General features: G+C 55.7%; 1 protein-coding gene. It reads left to right on the top strand.

Features of this window, described 5'->3' with window-relative positions:
- The coding region (locus C1I93_RS31015; protein ID WP_146603633.1) for an alpha/beta fold hydrolase at window positions 1-418 on the top strand (418 nt) is incomplete at both ends.

Genomic DNA, 418 nt, shown 5'->3' with positions numbered 1-418 from the left:
GGCACATTCGATGGGCGGTGCGATCTCCACATTATTTCTGCAACGCCATCCAGGTGTATGTGACGCCATTGCGCTAACTGCGCCAATGTTTGGGATCGTGATTCGTATGCCGTCATTTATGGCACGGCAGATCCTCAACTGGGCCGAAGCGCATCCACGTTTCCGTGATGGCTATGCAATAGGCACCGGGCGCTGGCGCGCGTTGCCGTTTGCTATCAACGTACTGACCCACAGCAGACAGCGATATCGACGTAACTTACGCTTCTATGCTGATGACCCAACGATTCGCGTCGGTGGGCCGACCTACCATTGGGTACGCGAAAGTATTCTGGCTGGCGAACAGGTGTTAGCCGGTGCGGGTGATGACGCCACGCCAACGCTTCTCTTACAAGCTGAAGAGGAACGCGTGGTGGATAAC

Origin of the sequence: Micromonospora endophytica, from assembly GCF_003236305.1 — a bacterium.
Lineage (GTDB): Bacteria > Actinomycetota > Actinomycetes > Mycobacteriales > Micromonosporaceae > Micromonospora > Micromonospora endophytica.
Note: the sequence above shows the minus strand (reverse complement) of the source record. Positions and strands in the feature narration are given on the sequence as shown.